Source organism: Streptomyces xanthii, assembly GCF_014621695.1.
GTDB lineage: Bacteria > Actinomycetota > Actinomycetes > Streptomycetales > Streptomycetaceae > Streptomyces > Streptomyces xanthii.
This window is the reverse complement of the sequence record NZ_CP061281.1, coordinates 77,111-98,476: the sequence shown is the minus strand read 5'-3', so window position 1 is coordinate 98,476 and position 21,366 is coordinate 77,111. Positions and strand designations below refer to the sequence as shown.

The 21,366-nt window shown below is 69.0% G+C and carries 21 protein-coding genes; 8 read left to right on the top strand and 13 right to left on the bottom strand.

The genetic code is table 11. The features are described from left to right. Nucleotides 1-34: 34 nt before the first annotated feature. Genes IAG42_RS00480 through IAG42_RS00470 form a run of 3 tightly spaced genes read right to left on the bottom strand, consistent with a single transcriptional unit; the run spans nt 35 to nt 3,122 of the window. Entirely contained in the window at nt 35-877 is an 843-nt protein-coding gene (locus tag IAG42_RS00480) for a carbohydrate ABC transporter permease (protein WP_188334987.1), read from the bottom strand. Beyond that, a complete protein-coding gene (locus tag IAG42_RS00475; RefSeq protein WP_223205786.1) occupies nt 867-1,832 on the bottom strand; it encodes a carbohydrate ABC transporter permease in 966 nt (321 codons plus the stop codon). The genes IAG42_RS00480 and IAG42_RS00475 overlap by 11 nt, the downstream gene beginning before the upstream one ends. Nucleotides 1,833-1,835: 3 nt before the next feature. After that, entirely contained in the window at nt 1,836-3,122 is a 1,287-nt protein-coding gene (locus IAG42_RS00470) for an ABC transporter substrate-binding protein (protein ID WP_188334986.1), read from the bottom strand. Nucleotides 3,123-3,271: 149 nt separating this feature from the next. Between IAG42_RS00470 and IAG42_RS00465 the strand changes: the two genes are divergently transcribed. From IAG42_RS00465 to IAG42_RS00455, 3 genes are read left to right on the top strand one after another with little or no spacing between them, the layout of a single operon-like run. Further along, nucleotides 3,272-4,429: an ROK family transcriptional regulator gene (locus IAG42_RS00465; RefSeq protein ID WP_188334985.1), complete on the top strand. Its 1,158-nt coding sequence runs from the start codon at nt 3,272-3,274 to the stop codon at nt 4,427-4,429. A gap of 56 nt (nt 4,430-4,485) precedes the next feature. Next, nucleotides 4,486-4,920, top strand: coding sequence for a hypothetical protein (locus IAG42_RS00460; protein ID WP_188334984.1), 435 nt, complete (start codon nt 4,486-4,488; stop codon nt 4,918-4,920). 10 nt (nt 4,921-4,930) lie between these two features. Continuing rightward, the gene (locus tag IAG42_RS00455; protein ID WP_188334983.1) at nt 4,931-5,701 is read left to right on the top strand and encodes a transposase; all 771 of its coding nucleotides are present in this window, start codon (nt 4,931-4,933) and stop codon (nt 5,699-5,701) included. Between the two features lie 117 nt (nt 5,702-5,818). Here the strand turns inward: IAG42_RS00455 and IAG42_RS00450 are convergent, their stop codons facing one another. The 5 genes from IAG42_RS00450 to IAG42_RS00430 form a co-directional block, all read right to left on the bottom strand. Further along, on the bottom strand, nt 5,819-7,285 hold the full coding sequence (locus IAG42_RS00450; protein ID WP_188334982.1) for a catalase: 1,467 nt from the start codon (nt 7,283-7,285) through the stop codon (nt 5,819-5,821). A gap of 133 nt (nt 7,286-7,418) precedes the next feature. Then, nucleotides 7,419-8,129: a type 1 glutamine amidotransferase domain-containing protein gene (locus tag IAG42_RS00445; protein WP_188334981.1), complete on the bottom strand. Its 711-nt coding sequence runs from the start codon at nt 8,127-8,129 to the stop codon at nt 7,419-7,421. A 69-nt stretch (nt 8,130-8,198) separates the two neighbouring features. Further along, nucleotides 8,199-9,788: a succinic semialdehyde dehydrogenase gene (locus tag IAG42_RS00440; RefSeq protein WP_188334980.1), complete on the bottom strand. Its 1,590-nt coding sequence runs from the start codon at nt 9,786-9,788 to the stop codon at nt 8,199-8,201. 7 nt (nt 9,789-9,795) lie between these two features. Next, the gene (locus tag IAG42_RS00435; protein WP_188334979.1) at nt 9,796-10,722 is read right to left on the bottom strand and encodes an acetoacetate decarboxylase family protein; all 927 of its coding nucleotides are present in this window, start codon (nt 10,720-10,722) and stop codon (nt 9,796-9,798) included. Between the two features lie 113 nt (nt 10,723-10,835). Further along, nucleotides 10,836-11,411 (bottom strand): TetR/AcrR family transcriptional regulator, encoded by a 576-nt coding sequence (locus tag IAG42_RS00430; protein WP_188334978.1) that lies wholly within the window; start codon nt 11,409-11,411, stop codon nt 10,836-10,838. Nucleotides 11,412-11,709: 298 nt separating this feature from the next. Here IAG42_RS00430 and IAG42_RS00425 point away from each other — a divergent pair, with 298 nt between their 5' ends. Then, nucleotides 11,710-12,630 (top strand): NAD-dependent epimerase/dehydratase family protein, encoded by a 921-nt coding sequence (locus IAG42_RS00425; protein ID WP_188334977.1) that lies wholly within the window; start codon nt 11,710-11,712, stop codon nt 12,628-12,630. On the opposite strand, the gene IAG42_RS00420 is transcribed toward IAG42_RS00425, so the two are convergent. The 3 genes from IAG42_RS00420 to IAG42_RS00410 form a co-directional block, all read right to left on the bottom strand. Then, nucleotides 12,594-13,676 carry a GlxA family transcriptional regulator gene (locus tag IAG42_RS00420; protein WP_188334976.1) on the bottom strand — a complete coding sequence of 361 codons (1,083 nt, stop codon included), beginning with the start codon at nt 13,674-13,676 and terminating at the stop codon, nt 12,594-12,596. The two genes, IAG42_RS00425 and IAG42_RS00420, sit on opposite strands and share 37 nt — an antisense overlap. Before the next feature lie 88 nt (nt 13,677-13,764). Further along, on the bottom strand, nt 13,765-14,739 hold the full coding sequence (locus tag IAG42_RS00415; RefSeq protein WP_188334975.1) for an alpha/beta hydrolase: 975 nt from the start codon (nt 14,737-14,739) through the stop codon (nt 13,765-13,767). Between the two features lie 510 nt (nt 14,740-15,249). Continuing rightward, nucleotides 15,250-15,852, bottom strand: coding sequence for a TetR/AcrR family transcriptional regulator (locus tag IAG42_RS00410; protein WP_223205785.1), 603 nt, complete (start codon nt 15,850-15,852; stop codon nt 15,250-15,252). A gap of 45 nt (nt 15,853-15,897) precedes the next feature. Here IAG42_RS00410 and IAG42_RS00405 point away from each other — a divergent pair, with 45 nt between their 5' ends. Further along, nucleotides 15,898-17,256: an oxygenase MpaB family protein gene (locus IAG42_RS00405; RefSeq protein ID WP_188334974.1), complete on the top strand. Its 1,359-nt coding sequence runs from the start codon at nt 15,898-15,900 to the stop codon at nt 17,254-17,256. Nucleotides 17,257-17,303: 47 nt separating this feature from the next. Here IAG42_RS00405 and IAG42_RS00400 read toward each other — a convergent pair whose 3' ends face one another. Further along, on the bottom strand, nt 17,304-17,639 hold the full coding sequence (locus tag IAG42_RS00400; protein WP_188334973.1) for a carboxymuconolactone decarboxylase family protein: 336 nt from the start codon (nt 17,637-17,639) through the stop codon (nt 17,304-17,306). 246 nt (nt 17,640-17,885) lie between these two features. On the opposite strand from IAG42_RS00400, the gene IAG42_RS00395 reads away from it, so the two are divergent. Both IAG42_RS00395 and IAG42_RS00390 read left to right on the top strand, forming a co-directional pair. Continuing rightward, the gene (locus IAG42_RS00395; protein WP_188334972.1) at nt 17,886-18,320 is read left to right on the top strand and encodes a cupin domain-containing protein; all 435 of its coding nucleotides are present in this window, start codon (nt 17,886-17,888) and stop codon (nt 18,318-18,320) included. Continuing rightward, entirely contained in the window at nt 18,317-19,174 is an 858-nt protein-coding gene (locus tag IAG42_RS00390; protein ID WP_188334971.1) for an aldo/keto reductase, read from the top strand. The genes IAG42_RS00395 and IAG42_RS00390 overlap by 4 nt, the downstream gene beginning before the upstream one ends. A 66-nt stretch (nt 19,175-19,240) precedes the next feature. On the opposite strand, the gene IAG42_RS00385 is transcribed toward IAG42_RS00390, so the two are convergent. Next, complete coding sequence (locus tag IAG42_RS00385) at nt 19,241-20,155, bottom strand: helix-turn-helix transcriptional regulator (protein WP_188334970.1); 915 nt, start codon at nt 20,153-20,155, stop codon at nt 19,241-19,243. A gap of 229 nt (nt 20,156-20,384) precedes the next feature. Between IAG42_RS00385 and IAG42_RS00380 the strand changes: the two genes are divergently transcribed. After that, complete coding sequence (locus IAG42_RS00380) at nt 20,385-21,362, top strand: aldo/keto reductase (RefSeq protein ID WP_188334969.1); 978 nt, start codon at nt 20,385-20,387, stop codon at nt 21,360-21,362. The last annotated feature ends 4 nt before the right edge of the window (nt 21,363-21,366 follow it).

Below are 21,366 nucleotides of genomic sequence, written 5' to 3'. Positions count from 1 at the left end.
CCACGGTGAAACACGTCCAGTCGGTCTGGCCGGGTCAGCGGCCGGCCAGGCCGGTGGCGGCGATGCCTTTCACCAGGTGCTTCTGCAGTGCGATGAGCAGGAGCAGGGTCGGGACGAGGGAGATGACGGAGGCGGCCATCACCAGATGCCACTGGTTGCCGTTCTGTCCGAAGAACAGCTCCAGGCCGAGCGGCACGGTGCCGAGCGCGCTGACGTCGTTGACGATGATGAGCGGCCACAGGAAGCTGTTCCAGTAGCCGATGAAGGTGAAGACCGCGAGGACGCTGAGCGCGGGGCGGGCGATCGGCAGCATGACGGAGCGGAAGGTGCGCAGGGGCGAGCAGCCGTCGAGGGTGGCGGCCTCCTGCAGCTCGTACGGGATCCCGCGGAAGAACTGCCGCAGCAGGAACGTGCCGAACGCGGTGAAGGCCCAGGGGAAGATGAGCGCCTGGTAGCTGTTCACCCAGCCGAACTCCTGCATGAGGATGAACATCGGGACCACCAGCACCTCCTGCGGCACCATCAGGGTCGCGAGGAAGACCAGGAAGAGGCCGTCCCTGCCGCGCCACTTCAGCCGGGCGAAGGCGTAGGCGCCCAGGGAGGAGGCGGTGAGGACGACGAGCGTGCCGATGACGGCCACCAGGAGTCCGTTGAGGATGAACCGCTGGAACGGCAGGTAGTCGAAGACGTCGGCGAAGTTCTGCCAGCGCAGGTGGGAGCCGGTGAGCGCGGTCGGGTCGGCGAAGGTCTCGCCCGGCGGTTTGAGCGCGGTGGCCACGGCGTAGACGACGGGTGCGAGGAACAGCAGGGTGACCGCCGCGAGCAGCACATGGGAGACCACACTGCGCGGGGTCCAGCGGATCTTGTCAGTGCTCATAGTGCACCCACCGCTTCTGACCGAGGAACTGCACGGCGGTGATGAGCAGGATGACGGCGAAGAGGAGCCACGCGCCGGCGGCGGCCACACCGAGGTCGCGCGAGACGAAGCCGTTCTCGTAGACGTTCTGCACCATCGTCACCGTCGAGTCTCCCGGTCCTCCCCGGGTGAGGATGTAGGTCTGGGTGAACACCTGCATCGACGTGATCATGGTCATGGTGGTGACGAAGAAGACCGCGGGTGACATGAGCGGCAGCTGGACGCGCAGGAACTTCGTCAGGCCCCGGGCCCCGTCGATCTCGGCGGCCTCGAGCACGGAGCGCGGCAGTTGGTCGATGGCGGCCGAGAACACGACGAGGTTGTAGCCGATGCCCTGCCACACGCTCATGACGACGACGGAGATCATCGCCGTGCCGGAGTCGGCGAGGAAGTTCGGTGCGGTGATGCCGAACCAGCTGTCGAGGTAGTGGGCGATGACGCCCTGGGGCTGGTAGAGCATCTTCCAGATCACTGCGTTGACCACCATAGGTGTGATCGCGGGAATGAAGAAGAGCACTCGGAACAGCTGCTGCCAGCGGCTGTTGGAGATCCAGAACGCCAGGGCCAGGGAGAGCACGACGTTGAGCGGCAGGAACAGTGCGGTGAAGACGAAGGTGTTGCGCACGGAGACGAGGAAGCCGGGGTCCTCGAGGAGCAAGTAGCGGAAGTTGCCGAGCCCGAGGAAGGACCGCTCGCCGAAGATGGGCCAGTGGTACAGGCTCATCACGACGGCCATCGCCACCGGGAACAAGGTGAAGACGGTCAGTCCGACGACCCCGGGGGACAGGAAGCCGTAGGCGTACCAGCGTTCCCGGCGACGGGGACCGCCGCGGCGGCCCCCGTCCCGGACCCGGCTCGGCCGGGCGGCGGAGCCGGGCGCGGGCCGGGTGCTCTGCTCGATCGGTGGAGTCACCACGAGTCAGCGGCCCGCCTTCTTCTGAATGGCCGTCAGCGCGGACTCGGCCGACGTCGACCCTGTGTAGGCCTCGAGCAGGTACTGGCTGAACAGAGTGTTGACCTCGTCCCAGTTCTGGGTTCCGACGAACGGCTCGCCGCCGGCGAGTCCGTCGCGGACGGCGCTCATCCCGGCCTTGACCGTCTCGGTCTGCCCGCCCGTCTGCTGGGTGAGGAACTTCTCGTACGCGGGCTGCGCCGCGGTGCGGGCGGGGAAGACGCGGCCCTGCCCGGCGAGGTAGTTCTGCGCTTCGGGACCGGTGAGCACGGAGAGCGCCTCGACCGCTTCCTTCTTGTAGGCGCAGCTCTTGGAGACGCCGAACCCGGAGTTGGCGACGTAGGTCTTCGAACCGTCGGGACCGGCCGGGATCGGCGCCACGCCGACCTTGAACTTCGCCTGGGTGGAGGTGGATCCGAGATTCCACGTGCCGTCGACGGCCATCATCGCGTTGCCGTTGACGAACTGGGTCTCGGCCCAGCCGCCGTCGCTGGAGCTGGCCGGGACGCTCGCCGCCTTGTCCTTGGTGGCCAGGCCCGAGTACCAGGTCATGGCCTTGACCATCGCCGGGTCGTCGAGTTGTGCCTTGCCGTCGGTGGTGACGGGGCGGGCGTCGTTGTAGGTCAGTGCCATGGTCAGCATGGGGAGGTCGGAGAAGGAGAGCCCGAAGCCCGTCTTCCCGTTCTTGGTCAGGGACTTCGCCGCCTTCTCGAAATCCGCGACGGTCCAGCCCGTCTTCGGCTCGTCGAGGCCCGCCTTCGCGAACGCGTCCTTGTTGTAGTACATGAGCATGCTGGCGAGGTCCATCGGCAGGGCGTACTGCTTGCCCTGCCACTGGAGGGCCTCGAGTGCGGCCGGTTCGAATCCGTCGGTGCCGGCGCCGTCCTTCAGCAGGGAGTCCAGTGGCTCCATGAGGTCCGTGAAGCCGGACAGCCGAAGGCTCTGCATGCTCACGAGGCACGGCTGGTCGCCACCCGCGGCCTGGGTCTGCAGTTTGGTGAAGTAGTCCTTGAACGGGGCGGTCTTCAGTTCCAGCTCGATGTCGGGGTGCTCTTGGGTGACGAGGGACGCGAGGTGCTTCAGCTGCTTCTCCTCGTCGGCTCCGGCGGCCCACATCTGCCAGGTCAGGGTCACCGATCCATCCGACTTCTTCGACCCTCCCGATCCTTCGCCGGACGAGCCTCCACACCCGGCGAGTGCGACGAGTGCTCCCGCCGCCGCGACGCCGGCCCACTGCACGGCACGCAAGCGCATGTCCTGACCTCCTCATTCGATACCCGACAGGGGAAGGGGGAAGTGACTGAGCATTTATTTCGGGTCCGAGTAAATTGGGACGGTAGAGGTGCAAAGATCGGACGTCAAGGGTTCCAACTCGACGCGCTCACAGGCGAAATGGGGATGACGTGAAGGCACAACCACCGGCACCCGGGGATCTGATCCGGACCGAGATCCTGGCGCTGCTCGGAGCGGCCGGGCCGCTCAGCCGGGCGGAGATCGCCCAGCAGCTGCGGGTGGGAGCCGCGACCGTCACCGACCACACCCGGCGGCTCATCACCGAAGGGTTCGTCCGCGAACTGGAGCCCCACGCCTCCTCCGGCAAGGGCCGTCCCCCGGTCCCGCTCCAACTCGTCCCCAGCGCCGCTCATGTCCTCGGCCTGCGCGTCGCCGTCGACCATCTGGCAGGCGTCGTGGTCGGGCTCGACGGGCAGATCACCGACGAGTTCCGTCTCCCTCTACGGGTGGCGGAGTCACCCGTCCCCCTGCTCACCCGGGTATTGCAGGAGGAGATCGAGGCACGACGGAACACCACGCCCATCCGCGGGATCGGCGTCGCGGTCCCCGGCATGGTGGATCCGACGACGGGCGTCGTGCGACTCTCCGCGATCATGGACTGGCACGATCTGCCGCTGGCCGCGGAGCTCGGGCGATCCCTGCCCATGCCCGTTCTCGTCGACAACGACCTTCGTTCCAGCACGACGGCCGAGCTGCTGTTCGGCATGGGCCGCGATCACGACGACTTCCTCGTCGTCGGCATCGGTGACGGTCTCGGGATGGGCGTCGTACTGGAGCGACGCGTCCAGCGCGGCGCGGACGGACTCTCGGGCGAGTTCGGCCACATGCCCGTCGATCGGACCGGGCCGCTGTGCAACTGCGGCAACCGTGGCTGTCTGCAGTCCTTCGTCGGGCAGACGGCACTCTTGGGCGGAGCCCGCCGCGCCGGCGTCGGGCTCGGAGCAGGCGACGGGCTCGCCGCGCTGGCCGACGCCGCCGAACGGGGGGAACCGGCGGTCCTCTCCGTCCTGGACGAGGCCGGCGAGCTGCTCGGACGCAGCGTCGCCGGCGTCGTCAACATCCTCGCGGTCAAAGCGGTCAAGGTGATCGGCGAGGGCCTCGTGCTGTGGCCCCACCTCGGCCCGGCCTTCACCGCGGCGGCCGTCGCCGGGGCGATCGAACCGCTGCGGGACCTGGAGATCACCGTGTCACCGTGGCGGGACACGGAGCACGCGCGGGGTGCGGCCTGCCTGCTGCTCGCCCGCAGCGGAGCGATCACCAGGGCCTAAGGCTTGTCCCGTATAAGGCTGTGACCTGGGAGATCGGTCGGCGGTACTGTCGGCCGATGGAGCCTGACAAGTCGAACGAGTGCCCGCTTCATGGTGCTGGGGTGAGCGCGCAGAGCATGGTGGGTCGCCGGCTCGCGGAGGTCGTCGGTTCGTGGCACATGTACGGCAGTGCTGCCCCCGCGGGACCGCTGGATGTGTGGCTGATCGATGACCGGGGTGCCGCCATCCACCTCACGACCGGATCGGATTGGTGTCTGATCATCGAGGCGTCGAAGCCGCACGCCGGCTACGACATGGGCGACTCGGGGCGCGTCACCGTGGGGACGATCGGTGAGGAGACGCCGTTCGCGGACCACATCGGGGAGGATGTACTGGAGGTGCGGGAGGAATACGCACTGAACACCGGGCGCGTCGCCCTGGAGCTCGCATTCCCCACGGGGCGGGTCCGTTGTGAGAGCTGGGCTGGGGACCTCCGCTTGACCTCGGTGTGATGATCTTGGCGTGACTGGTGTGATCACGGCGTCAGAGTCGTCTTGGATAGGCCCGTTCACGGGGCTCAGCCCGAGGCTGTTCCGGAAGCTGGTGACCATGCTGCGACACGAAGGGGCGGACGCGAACCGCAAGGGCCGGCCGTGGAGCTTTCCGCTTGAGGACAGGGCACTGCTGGTCGCCACCTACTGGCGGACGAACCTGACCATGCGCCAGCTTGGCCCGCTGTTCGGGGTCTCCAAGTCGGCGGCGGGTCGCATCATCGACCATCTGGGGCCGATGCTTGCGCTCAGGCCGCGGAAGCGGTTCGCCAAGGACACCGTCCTCATCGTGGACGGCACCCTCGTGCCCACCCGCGATCACACCGTGGCCGAGCGGTCGAAGAACTACCGGTATTCCACGAACCACCAGGTCGTGATCGACGCCGACACCCGCCTGGTCGTGGTGGTTGGCCGGCCACTAGCCGGGAACCGCAACGACTGCAAGGCATGGGAGGAATCCGGAGCCAAGGCCGCCGTCGGCAAGACCCTCACGATCGCCGACGGCGGCTACCCGGGCACCGGACTCGTCATCCCGCACCGCCGCGAACGCGGCCAGACCGAGCTCCCAGCCTGGAAAGAGGAACACAACAAGTCCCACAAGCAGGTCCGGGCCCGCGTTGAGCACGTCTTCGCCCGCATGAAGACCTGGAAGATCCTCCGTGACTGCCGCCTCAGAGGCGACGGAGTCCACCACGCCATGCTCGGCATCGCCCGGATGCACAACCTCGCCCTCGCCGGATAGGTCAGCGGGCCACACTCTGGCCAACCGTGCCCGAGACGACTTGGAGATCATTTACGGGACAGCCCTTAGGCTCTGTTTCTCGGATCTCTGGACATGAGGCATGTCGAGCCACTGGGTTCAGGGCGCCGAATCGGCACCGCGCACGCCGTTCTGAATGCGCTTGCCGATGTCTGGGTCGATGTTCGTCCAGTACGTGAAGGCGCGCTCCAGGACCGGGTCGGTGACGCCGTTGAGGAGGTGGCCGACCACGTTGTTCACCAGCCGGTCACGGGCGGCATCGTCCATGACCTCGCGTACGAGCGTCCCGGGCTGGCCCCAGTCGTCGTCCTGCGCATGAGTGACGTAGGCGGTCCGCGTGATGTCTCCGTCGGTGTACCAGCTCGGGGGGCTGCCGTAGCGGGCGGTGTCGGCCGCGGGTCCGCCCTTGGAGTTCGGTGCGTAGACCGGGTCGCTGGTCTTCCGGTACGCCATCGCGCCGTCCTTGGAGTACGTGTGGACGTCGACGACGGGCGCGTTCACCGGGAGTTGCTGGTAGTTGGCGCCGATGCGGTGCCTGTGGGCGTCCGCGTACGAGAAGAGGCGGGCCAGGAGCATCCGGTCGGGGCTCGGGCCGATGCCGGGGACGAGGTTGTTGGGCTGGAAGGCGGCCTGTTCGATCTCGGCGTGGTTGTCGGTGGGGTTGCGGTCCAGGGTCATCCGGCCGACGGGGATGAGCGGGTAGTCGCTGTGCGGCCAGACCTTGGTGAGGTCGAAGGGGTTGAACCGGTAGCCGGCGGCGTCCTCGTACGGCATGACCTGCACGTGCAGGGTCCAGGAGGGGAAGTCGCCGTCCCTGATGTGCTCGAACAGATCACGCGTGTGGTAGTCGGTGTCGACGGCGGCCATCTGGTCGCCCTCTTCCTGCGTGAGGAACTCGATTCCCTGGTCGGTCTTGAAGTGGTACTTCACCCAGAACCGCTCGCCGGCCGCGTTGATCCACATGTAGGTGTGGGACGTGTAGCCGTTCATGTGCCGCCAGGAGCGGGGGATGCCGCGGTCGCCCATCAGCCAGGTGACCTGGTGGGCGCTCTCGGGGGAGAGGGTCCAGAAGTCCCACTGCATGTCGTGGTCGCGGAGGTTGTTGTCGGCACGGCGCTTCTGCGACCGGATGAAGTGCTGGAACTTCATCGGGTCTTTGACGAAGAAGACCGGCGTGTTGTTGCCGACCATGTCGTAGTTGCCTTCGCTGGTGTAGAACTTCACCGCGAAGCCGCGCGGGTCGCGCCAGGTGTCCGGGCTGCCCCGCTCCCCGGCGACGGTGGAGAACCTGGTGACCAGCTCGGTTGTGGTGCCGGGCTGGAAGACCGCCGCCTTGGTGTACCGGCTGACGTCGTGGGTGACCTCGAAGCGGCCGAATGCGCCGCTGCCCTTGGCGTGCGGCTGCCGCTCGGGGATCCGCTCCCGGTTGAACTGGGCCATCTGCTCGATCAGGTAGGAGTCCTGCAGCAGGATCGGACCGCCTGGCCCGACGGTCAGCGAGTGTTCGTCGCTCTCGACGGGGATCCCGGAGTCGGAGGTGGTCGGTGCGGGCGTCTTCTCGCTCATGCCGAGTCCTTTGGCAGCGGATGGTCGTACAGGTGACCGACAGCGGGCGGCTGAGCAGGCCACGTCACGAGCATCAGGGGTTCGCGGGCTTCTCGCATGTCGAAGCCCCCCGCTGCGGCCGACAGCGAAGGGTTCAGCCGAGCTCCTTGGACGCATTGCCCCCGAGGGCTTCGACGACCTTCTTCGCTGTGGCCTTGGCGGAGCCCGGGTTCTGGCCGGTGACGAGGTTGCCGTCGGTCGCGACGTAGGGGACGAAGGGCAGTGTCGCCTTCTCGTAGAGCGCGCCGCGCTCCTTGGCCTTCTCCTCGGCGTTGTAGGGGACCAGCTTGTCGACGCGGGCGAGGATCTCCTCGGTCCAGGCGAATCCCGTCATCTTGCGACCGGCGATGAGGAAGGAGTTGTCGGAGAGCCGGGTGTTGAGCAGGCCGCAGTAGCCGTGGCAGACCGAGGAGACGATGCCGCCCCGCTCGAAGATCTCGCGGGTGACGCGCTGCAGGCCCTCGCTGTCGGGGAAGTCGTACATGACCGCGTGGCCGCCGGTGAAGTAGATCGCGTCGTACTGCGAGGGGTCGATCTGGTCCGGGCTCGCCGTGTTCTGGAGCAGCGCCGTCTTCTCGGGGTCGGCTCGCCAGGCCTTGGCGGTCCTGTCGTAGTTCGGGAACTTCAGCGACCGTGGTTCGAGAGGCACGGCGCCGCCGGACGGGCTGACGAGTGTCTGCTCGTAGCCGTGCTCCTCGAAGACGTGCCAGGCGTGCGTGAGCTCGGAGAGCCACAGGCCGGTGGTGTGGGAGGGGTCGTCGTAGTGCCCGACGTTGGTGACGACCTCGAGGACGCGTTTGGTCATGGCTGATCTTCCTTCATGCGGAACGGGAAGGCGAGGTGGCGGGCCGTCGTGGCCGGAGCCGGTGGTCGGTCAGCGGACGCCCACGGCACGCAGCGTCTTGAAAGCCCGGGTCAGGATCCGCGCCCACAGTTCGTGCTCGACTCCGCGGGGCGGGGCGAAGCCCTGGAGGCGCTGGTGGGCGACGGTCTGGGCCTCGGTGTACTTGAGCAGCCCGTCGGCGCCGTGACGGCGACCGATGCCGGAGTCGCCCACGCCGCCCATGGGGGCGTCGATGCTGCCCCAGGCGGCGGCGAACGCCTCGTTGACGTTGACGGTGCCGGCGTGCAGCCGTGCCGCGACCTTGCGGGCCTCGGCGCCGTTGCGGCCCCAGACGCTCGCATTGAGGCCGTACGGCGTGGCGTTGGCCATCGCGACCGCCTCGTCGACGGACCGGTAGCGGTAGATCGACACCACGGGGCCGAACGTCTCGTGGTCGAACAGCGTCATCTGCGGGGTCACGCCGGCCAGGATCGTCGGCTCGTGGAACAGCGGGCCGAGGTCGGGCCTGGCCCTGCCTCCGGCCAGTACGGTCGCGCCCTTCGACACCGCGTCGTCGACGTGCGAGATGACGGTGTCGAGCTGCGAGGGGGTGGTCAGCGAGCCCATGTCCATCGAGAAGTCGTAGGCCGCCCCGAGGCGCATGGCCCGGGTGCGCTCGACGAACGCGGTGACGAACGTGTCGTGGATCTCGTCGGCGACGTAGAGCCGCTCGACGGACACGCACAGCTGCCCGGCCGAGGGGAAGCAGGCGGCGACGGCTCCGGCGGCGGCCTTCTCGATGTCGGCGTCGGCGAGGACGACCATGGCGTTCTTGCCGCCGAGCTCCAGGGACGCGCCGATCAGCCGCTCACCCGCGTCGCGCGCGATCTGGCGCCCGCTGGCGGTGGAGCCGGTGAACATCATGTAGTCCCCGCCGGCCATGAGCGCGTCTCCGATGGAACTGCCACGGCCGACCACCATCTGCCAGACGTCCCCCGGCAGTCCGGCCTCGCGCATCAGGGCCAGTGCCCACAGCGCGGTCAGCGCGGTCTGGGTGTCGGGCTTCTGCACGACGGCGTTTCCGGCCATCAGGGCCGGGATGGCGTCGCCGGCGGCCATGCTGAGCGGGTAGTTCCAGGGCGAGATGACGGTGACGACGCCCTTGGGGTGGTGCAGTTCGGTGGTGTGGGTCAGCACCGGGATCGCTCCCTTGCGGCGCTTGGGTGAGAGCAGCCGCCGCGCGCTGCGGGCGTAGTAGCGGGCAGTGATCGCGATGTCGCTCACCTCGAGGAACGCGTCGCGACGGGTCTTGCCGCTCTCGGCCTGCATCAGGTCCAGGGCTTCCTCCTGTCGCTGGAGGACGAGGTCGTGGAAGCGCAGCATGATGCGTTTGCGGTCCGCGACCGGGGTGGCCGCCCAGCCGGCCTGGGCGGCGCGTGCCCGGGCGTAGGCGTCCTCGACGTCGTCGGGGGTGGAGACCGGCAGGTCCGCGAGCGGTGCGCTGGTGTACGGGGAGGTCGTGGTGACCCGCCGGGCGTGGGCACCGGCGGCCACCAGGGCGGCCAGGCGGGCGACCCGGTCAGGCGTCAGCGATGCCGGGAGGGCGGTCTGGAGGCGGCCGGTGTGCGCGGTGGTGGTCATCGCGGTCTCAGCTCCGGTCCTGGATGGAGGTGGGTACGGGCATATGCAGCGCCAGCTGGCCCTCGGTGGTGACGTCGAGCTGGATCGTCCGGATGGGCTTCAGCGAGCGAAGGTCGTCGCTCACCCGACCCTCACCGAGCTGCAGATCCAGGCCGCGCGGGAGGCGCGTGGTTCCTGAGGCGAGCATGTTGATCTGGCTGGTCGTGGAGTGCCAGGCACCGTCGATCGTGGTGTAGGAGGTCAGGGTCGAGACGTGTGCGCCGGTGGGCCGGGCGGTCTGCTTCGGGGTGGGCGCCGACAGGGCGAGGTCGAGGCCGCCCTGGTCGTTGGCGATTCTGGCGGAGGTGCGCTCGGTGTCGATGTCGACGTCGAGCTCCGTGACCCACTTGGGGAACCCGTAGCCGTCGTGGCCGCGCACCTGCGCGATCTCGGTGTTGACGGGGAGCGAGAGGACGTAGGAGTGCAGGGAGTCGTTCTTGAGTCCGGTGACCAGGTCGAGCAGGCCCAGCCCGCCGTGCCGCGCCGGCTTGACGGCGATGCCGACCGCGGCCTCGGTGTAGAAGTCGATGTCGCACACGTCGTACCGAAAGGCCATCACCGAGACGATCCCGAGCCCCGGCACGATCTCGAGCGGGTCCAGCTCATGAGGCAGGCGGGCCCGGATCGCCCTGGTCGGCGCGAGCATCGTGAGCCGGGTCGTGGAGATGCGGTAGTAGAAGTTCGGCGTCAGCGTGGGCCCGATGCGGGAGTCCACGCGGCTCTTCGGCATGCGGCGGAAGAAGTCGACGCTGGTGACCCGTGGGTCCCGGGCGACCGCGTCGAGGTCGGTGTCCATGCGGAACCTGTCGTAGAGGCCGCCTTCAGGGACCGTGACGAGACGCCCGCCAAGATCGACCTCTACGGTCCGGTCGGTCAGCTTGCCAGTGGATGACATGGGCACTCTCCTCCGATGTGAGCGGCGTTAACACCGAGGGTCGCACGGGATGTGAGCACCGTCAACAATGGAAGGTGTGAGGTGTGAGGTGTGTGGCGGGAGGGTGGTGCACGTCAGGGGCTGATCGAAGTGATGGCCAGGAAGGCGCTGCGCACCTGGTCGGCCACGTCCTCGTCCGACGCGGCTCGCAGCTTGCCGTCGAGGTGCAGGCAGGCAAGTCCGTGGGCGAGCCCCCAGCCGGCGGAGGCCAGGGCCGAGGCGTCCGCTTCGGGGGTGACGCGATCGAGCGCGTCGGCCAGTAGTTCGTGCAGGTCGCCGGCGGCCTTGACTCGAGCGTCGTCCGCGTCGTCGCACGGCTTGCCGAACATCACGCGGAACAGGGCCGGGCGTCGCAGCGCGAAGGCGACGTAGGCGACGGCGAACTCCGCCAGGTCCGAGATCGAGGTGGGCAGGTCGTGCCCGTCGCCCAGGTCGGCCAGGAGGTCCCGAAATCCCTCGACGGCCAGGGCGGACTCCAGGGCGTCGCGGTCCTTGAAGTGGCGATACGGCGCGGTCGGCGATACGCCGGCCCGGCGGGCGACGGCGCGCAGCGAGAAGGGCTCGCCGGCCTCGAGCATCTCCATTGCGGCGGACAGCAATGCCGCTCGCAGGTCGCCGTGGTGGTAGCCGCTCTTCTCTGAAGTTGACATTGCTTACTTCGTCTCCCTATGCTGTGTTAGCACCGTAAACATAGTGTACGTCCGAAGAGGCCGAGGCCTGCGGGAACGGGCCCGCACGGTGCACCGGTCGGCCGCTGTACGCGGTCGACCAGCCGGTCACCCCGCCGACCCGTCGGCACCACGCCGCCCAGGCACGGCCAACCGCCGCATCGGCTGCGTCCGTACCCCGGCCACGGCGGTCGCCCGCATCGCCACCTGGTGGCACGACACCGCTCGCTGTCGAGTCGTCGTCACCACCCGCACCATCCACATCGAGGAGACCAGCCCCATGCAGACCGTTCTCGGTGCCGGCGGACCGATCGCCGACGAGCTCGTGAGCGAGCTCCACCGCAATCACACCAAGGACATCCGTCTCGTCAGCCGCAAGCCGTCGAGGGTGCACGACACCGATGAGCTCGTGGCCGCAGACCTCACCGACGCCGACGCCACCAGCCGTGCCGTCGCGGGCAGCGACACGGCCTACCTCACCGTCGGCCTGCCCCTGGACTCGGAATTGTGGGAGCGGCAGTTCCCCGTCATCATGCGCAACGTCATCGACGCCTGCGCCGAACACGGCACCAAGCTCGTCTTCTTCGACAACACCTACATGTATCCCGGAACGTCGACACCCCAGACCGAGTCGACGGCATTCGCACCGGGCGGACGCAAAGGACGGGTCCGCGCGGATATCACCACCATGCTGCTCCAGGCCATGCGGGCAGGGCGCGTCGAAGCCCTGATCGGCCGAGCGCCCGAGTTCTACGGCCCCGGCCGGACGAAGAGCTACACCAACTCGTTGGTGTTCGACCGGATCAGGGCGGGCAAGCGGCCGTTCGTCCCGGTCGACGCCCATGCCGAGCGGTCCCTGATCTGGACACCCGACGCGAGCCGCGCACTTGCCCTGCTCGGCAACACACCGGATGCCTACGGCCAGACGTGGCACCTCCCGGTCGACCCGGACCGGCGGTCCTACGCCCAGCTCATCAAGATCGCCGGTGAGATCACCGGCCGCAAGATCGGCTACACGAAGCTGCCGATGTCCGCCTTCCGCCTCGCCCGCCACTTCGTCAGGCCGCTCGACGAGATGTACGAGCTGCTCGTCCGCTACCGCGACGACAACATCTTCGACAGCTCGAAGTTCGCGGCCCGCTTTCCCGACTTCCGCGTCACGCGCTATCGGGAGGGAGTGGAGCGGATCCTCGCCGGCTGACCCGTCGAAAGGTCCTCTTGCCGGCCGGCTCGTGCCGCGATGCCGAACCGGCTGCGGTACTCCGACGGGGTGACGCCCGTGGCGCGCTGGAAGAGCCGACGGAAGTTCGAGACGTCCAGATAGCCGACGCTGTGGGCGATCCGGCCGACCGGCTCGTCGGTCAGTTCCAGAGACTCGCGGGCTTTCGCGATGCGCGCCGCCTGGAGGTACTCCGTCGCGGTCAGGCCCGTGGCCTCCTTGAACCGTCGCTGGAAGGTGCGCGGGTGCATGGCCGCGGTTCGCGCGAGACGCTCGATGGAGTGGGGCTCGTGGAGACGGGCGTGCACCTGCGCCTGCACCGCGCGAACGGCGGAGTCGCCATGCTGGAGTCGTGGCGTGAACTCCTGGTAGAGGGACTGCCGTCGGCGCGGGGGGTCGGCGAGGACGAAGCGTGCCGTGTGCAGCATGACGCTGGGGCCGAGCATCCGGTCGACGAGCGTGAGGCCCAGGTCGACCCACGCCAGGATCCCCGCGGCCGTCATGATGTCGACGTCGTCGATCACCATGCGTGACGCGTCCACCCGGACCTTCGGGTGCCGGCGCGCCAGCTCCTCCGCGAACGCCCAGTGGGTCGTGGCGTCCCGGGAGTCGAGCAGGTGGGTCTCGGCGAGGACGAAGACGCCGGCGCACACGGCACACAGAGTGGTGCCCTCGGTCCGGAGCCCGACGAGCCAATCGGTGAGCTCTCCGACCGAGGTCATCAGCTCGGGTACGACCAGGCTCGGCGGGATGACGACGTGGCTCAGGCGGTGTGCGAGCTCGGGATGAGTGTCCGAGGTGCACACCATGACCGGGCCGTCGTCGGTGGCGGACACCGACCAGGCGCTGACCCGGATCACGCTCGGAGGGTCGGCCGACTCCACCGCGTACTCGCTGGCGACACGGAAGATGTCCCGCAGGCCGTGGATCGCCGACACCTGGCAGTCGTCGTACTCCAGCAGGCCGACCTCACCGACGACCCGCGCTCCGGTCTCATCGATGTGTGGACCTGTCGCGGTCGGGCTCATCGTGTCTCCTCCGGATCCGGTTTCGGCGCAGCGATGGGCGGTAGACCCTGCCGAGTCTGCCGCCCATGTGTCTGCTGACCGGTCGTGGTCACTCCTGATGGAGAGCATCTCGCAGCGCGTCGACGGACAGCTTCCGTGCGATGTTGGTGGCCGGGGTGTCCCGCAGGCTGTCCAGCAGCATGAAGTCGTGGACGGTCCCGCTGATGCGGACGGCGGTCACCTCGACGCCGGCCTCACGGAGCTTGTTGGCGTAGAGCTCACCCCCGTCCCGCAGGACGTCGGCCTCCGCCGTGATGACGAGGGCGGGCGGCAGCCCCTCGAGATCCTCCAGGGTCGCCCGCAGCGGAGAGGCGTACTTCTCCTCGCGCTTGGTCTCGTCGGTCGTGTACGCGTCCCAGAACCACTTCATCCCGTCGCGGGTGAGGTAGTAGTGCTCCGCGAACTGGTGGTAGGACTGCGTGTCGAAGTCCGGCCCGGTCACGGGGTAGAGCAGGATCTGCGCCTTGAGCGCGAGCCCTCCGCGGTCCTTGTTCATCTGGGCGAAGACCGCGGACATGCATCCGCCGACCGACTCGCCGGCGACGGCGACGCGGGAGGTGTCGAGGCCGTGATCGGCTCCGTTCTCCTGCAGCCAGCGGCCGACGGCGTAGTTCTGCTCGACCTGCGTGGGATATCCCTTCTCGGGTGCCCAGTCGTAGACCGGGAAGACGCCGGCGGCACCGGCCCCGACGGTGAGTTCGCGGAAGAGGCGGTCGTGGGTCCTGTCGTCGCCGAAGACCCACCCCGCGCCGTGGATGTAGAAGACCACGGGCAGCGGGCCCGTGGCGCCCTTGGGCTTGATGATGCGGGTACGGACGGTGCCCCACTCGCCGGCGTCGACGTCGACCCACTCCTCGTCGACATCCGGGCGCTCGACGCCCTCGCCGCTCTGCAGGTCACTGAGGATCTTGCGCCCTTCCTCGGGCGGAAGCTCGTAGATCCGAGGGTGTGGATCGGTGTCGTCGGCGAGCTTCTTGGCCTGGGGCTCCAGGTACGGCGTGGTGGGGGCTGGAAGGTCAGTCATCGGTGATCATCCTTTCCGCGCAGGCCGGTCGCTTGCCTCATTGACGCTACGGACGGTTCGCACTCAGGCCGAGTGCCGCGAGCGACGCTCATCGAGGTGATCGCGACACCCGTCCTGAGGCGGGTCCGGTGACCGGAGAATTCGGGCGAGCAGAGAACAGGAGGCGCCGGGAAAACGGCCCGACGGGCTCCATCCTCAGTAGGTCCCGGTCGCAGCGCAAAACGGCTCCACCCATGGATACGGCTCGTGAACGGTCACAGCGCAGCTCGGGCGGAACACTGCTCTTCCCCAAGGATCCGCCTCGCCGGCGTTGATCGCAGTCGGTGGTGCGTCGGGCTGGGCGGTACACGCCGCGAACCTGCCTCCCGTCGGCGCGCCCGGTTTCGCGTGGGGCGCCGTGGCGGCGATCAGGGCTCCTGCGCAAGGGTCCGGCATCAGCGCCACGGCCCTCGGCGACACCAGTGGCGAAGGGGCGGCGGGGGCATACGCGGGAACGTCCCCGCGCGTGGCTCAGTCGCTCGCCGGGGCGCCGGTCACGTAGATGTTTGCAAGGAGCGTCAGCTCCTCGACCAGCGACGCCCTCGGAATCGGCGGCCGTTCGAGGACCCAGCGGACAGCGAGGGCCTCCATCGCCGCGACGAGGACCCACGAGCGGGTGGTGCCGCTGCGCTCGCCCGGGCCCTCGCGGCCGGCGAGGTAGGCGGAGCCGAGGTCCTGGATGCGGCGGCGGAGCGCGTGGAGATGGGCGTCGCTGTAGCGGTGCGGGACCTCCTCGACGACAACGCGAAGGAGTTGCGAGTCGTGCTCCATGGCGGAGAGCAGCGCCTCCACCGTGTTCGGGACCAGGCGATCCGGCGGGTCGGTGATGTGGTCGGCGAGGGAGGCCGTCACGCGTGCGCCGGTCCGCGCCCAGAAGCGTTCCATCAGGACGCTCAGCAACTCGTCCTTGTTGCTGAAGTACTGGTAGAGGGAGCCCGGGCTGATGCCGGCCGCGTCGGCGACGCGGGTGGTCGCGAAGCACGCGTAGCCGTCGTGGGAGAGCACCAACTGCCCTGCGGAGACGATGCGTTCGACCATCTGACGGGACCGCTCCTGCCGGGGCTCCTTGCGCATGACGCGAATGGTATGCGAGCGAGAATTCGCGTTACAACGGAACGTATGACGGACCGAAGGTCACCGATCAGCGAAGACCATGACGCGGCGGGCGGTCGCAAGGACCGCACCGATGGGCGGAACCCTGACGGCGCCTCGCACTCCACTCCGGCCGGCCTCCCCGGCGGCTTCCCCAGCCGCTTCCGGGAGGCGGAAGCGCGCGGACGCCGGATCGCCCGCGGGCTCTTCCTGCTCGCCGACATCGACAAGGACGTGGACGAGTCCCTGATGGAGCGGGTCGGCGGCGCGCTCCTGGAGCGTGACGAGCCGGGCGCGGCGCTCGCCGACGCGATGCGGCTGCCGCCCGGCGATCCAGGCCGCGTCACGCACGCGCGGATCGGTGCGGCGCTGGCCGCGGCGCCGGACGTGCCCGCGGACCTGCCGCCCGCACTGCGGGACCTCCTCGCGCAGGCCCTGACGGTGCCGGACTGGGTGGACTGGCCGCGCGTGGAGCGGGGCGCTGATGCCTACCGCTACCTCGGCCACAACGCCGGCGACGTACTCACTTCGCTGTCGCTGATCGGCGGCTACCGCTTCGGCGGGCCACCCGAACTCCTCGTCCTCACAGGCGGGTTGACCGGTGGTACGACACTGCGGCGTCTCGGCGAGACGACGAAGTGGGCCAACGCCGTGACCCGCCCCGGCGGCCTGCGACCCGGCGCGGAGGGCTGGCGGCTCACGGTGCACGTACGGGCCATGCACGCGCTGGTGAACGCCCGCTTCGCGCCGCGCTGGGACACGGCCCGCTGGGGCCATCCCATCAACCAGGCCGACCAGGCGGGCACGCTCGGCCTGTTCGACGCGACGGTGATCGTCGGCTGCCTAGGTCTCGGCGTACGCCTGACGCGGGCGCAGCGGGACGACCTGATGCACCTGTGGCGTTACGTGGGATGGCTGATGGGTGTCGCGCCCGAGTGGCTGACGGACGACGAGAACGAACGCCACCGCTTCAACCACCACATCCTGCTCGCCGCGGCCGGGCAGACACAGGCCGGCCGCGACCTGGCCCAACAGACCCTGGACGCCCAGGCAGAACGGGACTTCGGCCACCGCACGCCGGCCGTGCAGCGGCTCAGGCAGCGCTACGAGCGGGCCCGCCAGGCGAGCCTCCTCACCGTCTTCGTGGGCCGTAGCGGCATGCGCGAGCTGGGGTTGCGGAGCCGGCTGCCGTGGGCGCTGCTGCTCGCACTCGCGGACAACACGGTCCGGTACCGGGTGCTCGGCCGGCTGCCGGGCGGCCGGCGGTGGCTGGTATCAAGGGGGGCGCGGGTGCAGGAACGGCAGATGGCGTCGATGTTCCACGGCGGTCCTGCGGCGGTGGGACGCCTGCCAGGCGCAGGGGACAGCAGTAGTCCTGACTCCTGAAGTGCCCATCCGGCCGACGTGACAGTCGGGCCTGGGAGGGGGCAGGCTCAGTCCTGTTCCTCCACGATGCTCTTCAGCACGCTCGTCGCACCCATGCCGTTGGGCCAACCGGAGTAGAACGCCAAGTGCAGCAGGGCCTCCTGCAACTCCTCGTCGGTGACACCGTTCTGGCGGGCGAAGGAAAGGTGGAACTTGAGCTGATCCGTCTTCCCGAGAGCGGTCAGCGCGGCGACGGTGACAAGGCTGCGATCGCGCTTGGACAGGCCCTCGCGCTCCCAGACCTCATCGAAGAGGACCCGGTCGGTGTAATGGACCATTCCCGATGCGAAGTCGCCGAAGGCGTTCTTCCCGCCGGTCCAGCCGGTGCCCGTGTTCTCGGTCATTGTCTCTCCCTGTCCGCGCCGACGTCCGTCGAGCGCTCTCTCGACGTGCTGCGCCCATGACATCGCCCCACATGCGGAGTGGGGGAGTCCCTGGTGAAGGACGTACTGGCAGGGCATCCCTCGCAGGCGTTTCGCGCTTTAGCGTGGAAAGCATGGACGCCAGGAACACAGCCCGGGAGTTCCTCATGTCACGTCCCGTCACAACGCCGAGCACATGGCCTACGTCAGCTGAACGGAAAGAAGGAAATGACAGTCGACGGATTCGCCCAGATCTTCCCTCTCGGGGAGAAGAACGACGCCTACGCGCAGTACTTCACCGGCCAGAGCTACCTGGCTCCGCTCGCTTCGGGGAGTGTCCCCGTCAGCAACGTCTCCTTCGAGCCGGGCTGCCGCAACAACTGGCACATCCATCACGGCACGGGCGGTGGCGGTGACCAGATCCTGCTGTGCACGGCGGGCAGCGGCTGGTACCAGGCCGAGGGCGAGGAACCCATCAGCATGGAGCCCGGAACGGTGGTCCGCGTCCCCGCGGGCACGAAGCACTGGCACGGCGCGAAGGCCGACTCGTGGTTCTCCCACGTCGCCTTTATCACCCCGGGCGGGAACGTGAGCAACGAATGGCTCGAACCCGTCACCGACGAGGTGTACGGGCAGCTGCCGAGGAACGGAGCGGACGCATGACCATCCTGAACGAGACCTACACGCTGCCCCACGGTGTCGAGATCCCCAAGCTGGGGCTCGGCACCTGGTTCATCGACGACGACAAGGCGGCCGAGGCGGTCCGCGCCGCCGTGGAGATCGGCTACCGCAACATCGACACCGCCCAGGCCTACGGCAACGAGCGCGGTGTCGGCGAGGGCGCGCGCACCGCCGGCGTGCCCCGCGACGAGCTGTTCGTCTCGACCAAACTCGCCGCCGAGATCAAGGAGTACGACCAGGCCGTCGCCTCGATCGACGGGTCACTGGACAAGCTCGGGACCGAGTACATCGACCTGATGCTCATCCACAGCCCGCAGCCCTGGGACGACTTCCGCGGCGGGGACTACGCCAAGGGCAACCGCGAAGCCTGGCGCGCGCTCGAAGAAGCGCACCGGGCCGGCAAGATCCGCGCCATCGGCGTGTCCAACTTCCAGCAGCGGGACCTGGACAACCTCCTGCAGGACGCGACCGTCGTGCCACACGTCAACCAACTGCTCGTCCACGCCGGAAACACTCCCTCGGAGCTCCTGGACTACTGCGAGAGCAAGGAGATCCTCGTCGAGGCCTACTCGCCGATCGCGCACGGAGCGATCCTGGACAACGCCGAGGTCCGGGCGATGGCGGAGAAGTACGGGATGTCCGTCCCGCAGTTGTGCATCCGCTACACCCTGCAACTGGGCACCGTGTCGTTGCCCAAGACGTCGAACCCTGACCACATGCGCTCCAACGCCGAGGTCGACTTCGAGATCTCCGGTGACGACATGGACGCTCTGCGGGGCCTGCGCGACGTGGACTACGGCGAGCACAGCGCCTTCCCCGTCTACAGCGGGAAGTGACTCCGGACGAGCGCCACCCCACGAGGGTCTGATCCATCGACCGCCCTCCGGCACGTCATCGTCCGATCAGTTGCTGCGGGGATGTGGCCTGGTGCCTTCCGTGGCCGGCGAAGAACGGGTCTGTTGCGGGCCGGACATGTCCAGCAGGAGCAGGGCGTCGTGGTCGGGGGTGCCGGGCTCGGCCGTGTAGACGCCGATGCGCTGGCCGGGGGTGCCTTCGACGTGCAGGGACTGCGAAGTGAGGGTGATCGTGCCGACCAGCGGGTGGTGGAACGTCTTGTGGGCGGGCTTGCGGCCGGCGACCTCGTAGCGTTCCCACAGGCCCGCGAAGTCGGGGCTCTTGAGCAGGAGTTCGCCCACGAGGTTGGTGAGGTCGGGGGCGTCGGGCGCGGTGCCCGCGATGGCGCGGAGCCGGGCGACACACGCGGTGATCTGGCGCTCCCAGTCGGGGAAGAGGTCACGCGCGGCGGGGTGGAGGAAGAAGTAGCGGGCCAGGTTGCGGTGCTTGGCGGGCCAGTCGTCCAGGCCCGCGTACAGAGCGAGGCCGCCGGGGTTCCAGGCGAGCATGTCCATGCTGCGGCTGATGACGTACGCGGGGTTCGGGCGCAGGGACTCGAGCAGCAGCTTGAGGTGGGGGCGCACGGTGCGGCTGGGCGCCGGCGGGGGTTCGGAGACGTACCGGGCCGCGCGGGCGGCGAGCTCACGCAGGTGCTGGTGTTCCTGGTCGTCCATGCGCAGGGCGCGAGCGAGCGAGTCGAGGACGGCCGGACTGGGCCGGGTCTCCCTGCCGCGCTCCAGGCGGACGTAGTAGTCGATGCTGATGCCGGCGAGGGTGGCCAGCTCCTCACGGCGCAGGCCGGGCGTGCGGCGGATGCCGGCGCCGACGGTGAGGCCGACGTGTTCGGGGCTGGTCTGGGTGCGGCGGGCGCGAAGGTAGCGGCCCAGCTCGGCGCCTTCGCTGTGCGCGCTCGTCGATGCCATGACTCCAGTCTCACCCGCCCGGCGCCCGCCACGCAGAGGGTAGAGGGGCCCTGTCATTACCCCTGAACAGCCCGCCCTGCCACAGCGGCGGGATCGGGGTGAAAGTGAAGGCCGAAGACGTCGGCTCCCTCGCCACCGCGCAGCTCCTGCCCGGCACGACCTGCCGGGCCGGGCAGGAGCGGCAAGAGTGAGGGGGGGGCGGGCGACACGATCGACCGGAGAAGGCGAGATGCGCTACATCAAGCTGCGTGACCTGGAGGTTTCCCGGATCGGGCTGGGCGCCATGGGCATGTCCCACGGCTACACCGGCGCCGGTTCCGACGACGCGGAGTCGATCAGGACCGTGCACCGGGCGCTGGACCTGGGCGTCACCCTCATCGACACCGCCGAGATCTACGGCCCCTACGTCAACGAGGAGCTGCTCGGGAAGGCGCTGAAGGGGCGGCGGGACCAGGTGGTGCTCGCCACCAAGTTCGGCCTGGTCTCGCACGGCGGAGACGGCGCGTGGAACCTCGACTCCGGTCCCGCCAACATCCGCACCGCCGTCGAAGGCTCCCTGAAGCGGCTGGGCACCGATCACATCGACCTCTACTACCAGCACCGCGTCGACCCGGACACGCCGATCGAGGAGACCGCCGGCGCCGTGGGCGAGCTGATCGCCGAGGGCAAGGTGCGGGCCTTCGGGCTCTCCGAGGCGGGTCCGGACACGATCCGCCGCGCCCACGCCGTCCAACCGGTCACCGCGGTCCAGTCCGAATACTCGCTGTTCACGCGTGGTGTCGAGGAGCGGGTGCTGCCCGCCCTGCGGGAGCTGAACATCGGCCTGGTGCCGTTCTCACCGCTGGGCCGCGGCTTCCTGACCGGCACGGTGCGCTCCACCGACCAGTTCGACGCGGACGACTTCCGGCGTGACAACCCCCGTTTCACCGGCGAGAACTTCCGGCGCAACCTTGCGCTCGCCGACGAGGTCCAGGCCCTGGCCGAGGAGGCCGGTGCCACGCCCGGTCAGGTGGCGCTCGCCTGGCTGCTCGCTCAGGGCGAGGACATCGCTCCGATCCCCGGCACCAAGCGCGTCAGCCGCGTCGAGGAGAACACCGCCGCCGACACCGTCACGCTGACCGCCGAGCAGCTCGCGAGGCTTTCCGGCCTGCCGCCCGCAGCCGGCGCCACCCACACCGAAGCCCAGGCCCGCCTGCTCGAACGCTGACCCC

What these genes read in the sequence shown, in the direction of transcription:
- IAG42_RS00480 (WP_188334987.1), bottom strand. Translation starts at nt 877, where the DNA reads ATGAGCACTGACAAGATCCGCTGGACCCCGCGCAGTGTGGTCTCCCAT.
- IAG42_RS00390 (WP_188334971.1), top strand. Translation starts at nt 18,317, where the DNA reads ATGACCATCCTGAACGAGACCTACACGCTGCCCCACGGTGTCGAGATC.
- IAG42_RS00400 (WP_188334973.1), bottom strand. Translation starts at nt 17,639, where the DNA reads ATGACCGAGAACACGGGCACCGGCTGGACCGGCGGGAAGAACGCCTTC.
- IAG42_RS00380 (WP_188334969.1), top strand. Translation starts at nt 20,385, where the DNA reads ATGCGCTACATCAAGCTGCGTGACCTGGAGGTTTCCCGGATCGGGCTG.
- IAG42_RS00405 (WP_188334974.1), top strand. Translation starts at nt 15,898, where the DNA reads ATGACGGACCGAAGGTCACCGATCAGCGAAGACCATGACGCGGCGGGC.
- IAG42_RS00415 (WP_188334975.1), bottom strand. Translation starts at nt 14,739, where the DNA reads ATGACTGACCTTCCAGCCCCCACCACGCCGTACCTGGAGCCCCAGGCC.
- IAG42_RS00470 (WP_188334986.1), bottom strand. Translation starts at nt 3,122, where the DNA reads ATGCGCTTGCGTGCCGTGCAGTGGGCCGGCGTCGCGGCGGCGGGAGCA.
- IAG42_RS00385 (WP_188334970.1), bottom strand. Translation starts at nt 20,155, where the DNA reads ATGGCATCGACGAGCGCGCACAGCGAAGGCGCCGAGCTGGGCCGCTAC.
- IAG42_RS00440 (WP_188334980.1), bottom strand. Translation starts at nt 9,788, where the DNA reads ATGACCACCACCGCGCACACCGGCCGCCTCCAGACCGCCCTCCCGGCA.
- IAG42_RS00450 (WP_188334982.1), bottom strand. Translation starts at nt 7,285, where the DNA reads ATGAGCGAGAAGACGCCCGCACCGACCACCTCCGACTCCGGGATCCCC.
- IAG42_RS00425 (WP_188334977.1), top strand. Translation starts at nt 11,710, where the DNA reads ATGCAGACCGTTCTCGGTGCCGGCGGACCGATCGCCGACGAGCTCGTG.
- IAG42_RS00460 (WP_188334984.1), top strand. Translation starts at nt 4,486, where the DNA reads ATGGAGCCTGACAAGTCGAACGAGTGCCCGCTTCATGGTGCTGGGGTG.
- IAG42_RS00430 (WP_188334978.1), bottom strand. Translation starts at nt 11,411, where the DNA reads ATGTCAACTTCAGAGAAGAGCGGCTACCACCACGGCGACCTGCGAGCG.
- IAG42_RS00445 (WP_188334981.1), bottom strand. Translation starts at nt 8,129, where the DNA reads ATGACCAAACGCGTCCTCGAGGTCGTCACCAACGTCGGGCACTACGAC.
- IAG42_RS00395 (WP_188334972.1), top strand. Translation starts at nt 17,886, where the DNA reads ATGACAGTCGACGGATTCGCCCAGATCTTCCCTCTCGGGGAGAAGAAC.
- IAG42_RS00410 (WP_223205785.1), bottom strand. Translation starts at nt 15,852, where the DNA reads ATGCGCAAGGAGCCCCGGCAGGAGCGGTCCCGTCAGATGGTCGAACGC.
- IAG42_RS00435 (WP_188334979.1), bottom strand. Translation starts at nt 10,722, where the DNA reads ATGTCATCCACTGGCAAGCTGACCGACCGGACCGTAGAGGTCGATCTT.
- IAG42_RS00420 (WP_188334976.1), bottom strand. Translation starts at nt 13,676, where the DNA reads ATGAGCCCGACCGCGACAGGTCCACACATCGATGAGACCGGAGCGCGG.